General features: G+C 38.7%; 1 pseudogene. It reads right to left on the reverse strand.

Features of this window, described 5'->3' with window-relative positions:
- Window positions 1-264, reverse strand: a pseudogene (locus tag BACFIN_RS0220315) (DDE transposase); the annotation flags it as partial.
- Window positions 265-318 lie beyond the last annotated feature (54 nt).

Raw genomic sequence — 318 nt, forward strand, 5'->3', positions numbered from 1 at the left:
TAAATGCTCAATCAGTTGTGCATCGGAAAAGTTGGTATAGGACTTCAAGACCATTAAGGCTATTTTACCTTCGGGAGAAAAATAACTTTTACGCAAAGCAGAGGACTTCAAATGCATTTGTCGGGCCAGTTCCGAGAAAGGAAACAGAGCATGGAGTCGACCTAATTCACTCGTTGCAAAACTTTGACGATATTTTTTAAGCATATCGAACTCGGTAAAACCTAAACAAGGTTCGATTTCTGAGATTTTTTGTATCTTTACCATGTGTTTTTATTTTAGATTACCCCCGTTTTGGCCGTCAAACCGTTTTTTTTGGGG

This window comes from Bacteroides finegoldii DSM 17565 (assembly GCF_000156195.1).
GTDB lineage: Bacteria > Bacteroidota > Bacteroidia > Bacteroidales > Bacteroidaceae > Bacteroides > Bacteroides finegoldii.